At 71.0% G+C, this 3,266-nt stretch carries 2 protein-coding genes and 1 pseudogene; 2 read left to right on the forward strand and 1 reads right to left on the reverse strand.

Features of this window, described 5'->3' with window-relative positions:
* Together RMO85_RS12660 and RMO85_RS12665 are read left to right on the forward strand one after the other, a co-directional pair.
* Positions 1–812: pseudogene (locus RMO85_RS12660) on the forward strand (hypothetical protein); the annotation flags it as partial.
* Between the two features lie 260 nt (positions 813–1,072).
* Positions 1,073–2,134, forward strand: a complete 1,062-nt coding sequence (locus tag RMO85_RS12665) for an AI-2E family transporter (protein ID WP_310529083.1) — start codon at positions 1,073–1,075, stop codon at positions 2,132–2,134.
* Here RMO85_RS12665 and RMO85_RS12670 read toward each other — a convergent pair.
* Positions 2,112–3,110, reverse strand: a complete 999-nt coding sequence (locus tag RMO85_RS12670) for an EamA family transporter (protein WP_310529084.1) — start codon at positions 3,108–3,110, stop codon at positions 2,112–2,114. The two genes, RMO85_RS12665 and RMO85_RS12670, sit on opposite strands and share 23 nt — an antisense overlap.
* Positions 3,111–3,266 lie beyond the last annotated feature (156 nt).

Consider the following 3,266-nt stretch of genomic DNA (forward strand, 5'->3'; position numbering starts at 1 on the left):
CGCCCTCCGACGCCGGGCTCGGCGGCCGGCCCCCCTCGAGGCTCACCCTCGCCGTGGACGAGGCCACCCCCGTCCGCGCCGCCGCGCCGCGCGACGCCGACGAGATCCGGCTCCAGGCCAATCGCGATGCCAAGGCCATCCGCGCCGAGGCCGCCCGCGAGGCCGACGACATGCGGCTCGTCCAGCTCAAGGAGCTCGACGAGATGCGCAACCGGCTCACCGCCGATGCCGAGCAGGAGCGCGCCCTGGCCAAGGGCGAGGCCGCCGACCTGCTGGCCGCCGCCAAGCGCGAGGCCGACCAGGTCCGGCTGGCCGCGCAACAGGAGACCAACGAGCTGCGCACGACGGCCAAGCGCGAGGCCGAGCAGGCCCGCGCTGCCGCCGACCGCGAGGTGCAGGAGGCCCGACGCACGCTGGCCGTGGAGAAGGAGCGGCTCGCCCGCGAGGCCACCGACCACCACACCAACGCCACCTCCGAGACCCAGCGCCTGGTCCAGGAGGCCGAGGAGCGCGCCAACGCCGCCGAGCAGCGGGCCCGCGAGGCCACCACCCAGGCCAACGCCCACCGTCAGCAGGCGCAGAACGAGGCGGAGGGTCTGCTGAGCCGGGCTCGCCGCGAGGCCGAGCAGGTGGTCGCCTCGGCGACGACGCAGGCCGATTCGATCGCCGCCACCGGCGTCGCCGACGCCGAGCGCGAGCTCGCCGCCGTGCAGGCCGAGGTTCAGCGGATGACCAAGCGCCGAGACGCAGTCGCTGCCCAGCTGGGCGCGTTGCGCGACGTGGTCGCCGGCTTCGCCGAGGACGAGTCCTGACCTGGATCGACCGCCTGCGGGCGGTCACCACGGCCACTCCTGAGCCGACGCTGGATCGCGACCCTGCCGACACGTCCGTCGAGGAGGCCGTCTCCAGGGTCGGCCAGGGAGCCGACCGCGCCGAGGCAGCCGCCGATCGTGCGGGAGTCGCGGCCGGGGACGCCCGGGAGTCGGCCGACTCCTCAGCCGCGATCGCCGAGCGCATCGACAACGCGACCGACCTGGTCATCGGTGACGGCAGCGTTGCGTCGTACCCCGACGTGCCGGTCGCACCCGCGTCCGCGCCGCCGTCACTGCTGCGCCACTCCCCCTTCAACATCGGGTTCTTCGGCGCCTTCGGCGCGATCGTCGCGGTGTTCCTCAGCCAGCAGCTCCTGAGCATCTCCTCGGTGCTGATCCTGCTGGTGATGGCCATGTTCTTGGCGATCGGCCTCAACCCGACGGTCGAGTGGTTCATGAAGCGTGGCGTGCGTCGAGGCGTCGCGGTGCTGTTGGTGCTGTTCGTCGTGATCAGCGTGCTGACGCTCTTCGTCTTCGCCGTGGCCCCGGTGATCAGTGAGCAGATCGCCCAGATCACCGAGAACGCCCCCGGCTGGCTGCAGGACCTGCAGAGGAACACGACCGTCCAGCAGCTCGACGATCGCTTCTCGGTCATCGACAAGCTGACGGAGTATGTCACCCAGGGCGACTTCGGCCAGCGGGTCTTCGGCGGGGCGCTGGGCGTCGGCCTGGCCGTCCTGTCCGCGCTCGCCAACGCCTTCATCGTGGTCGTGCTGATGGTCTACTTCCTGGCTTCGCTGCCCAGCATCAAGCACGCCGCCTACAACATCGCCCCCGCGTCCAAGCGGGCCCGGGTCAGCGACCTGGGCGACCGGATCATCCGCTCCACCGGTGCCTACGTGTCGGGGGCCTTCCTGGTCTCCATCTGCGCCGGCCTCAGCACGTTGATCTTCACCCTCATCGTCGGCCTGCGTGACTACAGCTTCGCGCTGGCGTTCATCGTCGGACTGCTGTCGCTGATCCCGGTCGTCGGCGCCGTCGTGTCGGGCATCATCATCACGCTGCTGGCGTTGACCGTCTCACCGACGGTGGCGATCGTCGCGGCGATCTACTACGTCACCTACCAGCAGCTCGAGTCCTACTTCATCTATCCGCGCATCATGAAGCGCTCGGTCGACATCCCCGGCTCCGTCACGGTGATCGCGGCGCTCGTCGGCGGCAGTCTCATGGGCGTGATCGGCGCACTGCTCGCCGTACCCGTGGCTGCCGCGCTGCTGCTGCTGCACCGTGAGGTCCTGCTCACGCGGCAGGACGCTCGCTGAGGTCCTGCTCGCCCGGGAGCGGCTCGACCGTCACGGCGCTCGAGCCCTCGCCGAGCTTGACGACGACGACGCCGGCCAGCACGAGCACACCGCCCAGCATCTGCACCGTCCGCGGCAGCTCGCCGAGGAGCAGCCAGGCGAAGACCAGAGCCATCAGCACCTCGAGCAGCGCCACGAACGACGAGAGCCGCGAGCCGAGTCGGCGACCGGCCTCGATGCCGGTGACGTAGGCGAAGGCGGCCGTCACCAGGCCGAGCGCGAGCACCGGCACCCACCACGCCACCGCGTGCCCGTCGTAGACGACGTCGGCGCTCGTGGCGTGCATGGGCAGCACACCGATCCCGCCCGCGGTGAGCAGCACGACTCCTCCGACCACCAGGCCGGCGGCCGCGAGGCTGATCGGCGGCAGACCGTTGTCGGTGTCGGCCCCGATGACGAAGTAGATCGCCGCGCCGACCATGGCACCGAGCGCCCACAGCACTCCGGTGGTGCTCAGGTCGGCACCCGAGACCACGTCGAGGACCAGGACCAGGCCGAGCGAGGCAATGACCGCACCGACCACGGTGAGGCGGTTGGGGCGGTTGCCGTGGCGCAGCCACAGCCACATGACGACGGCCACCGGCGCGGTGTACTCGATGAGGAGGGCCACGCCGACCTGCATGTAGCTGACGGCGTAGAAGTAGCACAGCTGTGCGCCGGCGACTGCGGCGACGCCGTAGACGGTGACGGTCAGACTGCTCTCACGCAGCAGGTGCCAGCGGCCGCGCAGCGCGACGACACCGGGGATCGCGAGCACGATCGCGGCGATGGCGATGCGGGCCGCCACCGCGGCGCCGGCCGTCCAGCCTGCGTCGAGCAGTCCGCGGGCCAAGGCGCCGGAGAGGCCGAACGTCACTGCGGAGGCGACCGCGAAGGCCAGCCCAGTCGAGGTGCTGGAGTGCCGGATCACCGGCCTGTCATGAGTCATGGTCGCCATGGGTCATGACACTACGCCCCTCGCTGGTAAGGTGTCAACGTGGCTTTCACTCATGACACCGCAGCCTCGCTGCAGGCCGCCGTGGCGCTCGCCAACACGGCGCTCGAGCCGGACACCCTGACCACGGTCGAGGCGCTGGCGGAGTTCTACGCCGAG

It is taken from the genome of Nocardioides sp., from assembly GCF_031422975.1.
Taxonomy (GTDB): domain Bacteria; phylum Actinomycetota; class Actinomycetes; order Propionibacteriales; family Nocardioidaceae; genus Nocardioides.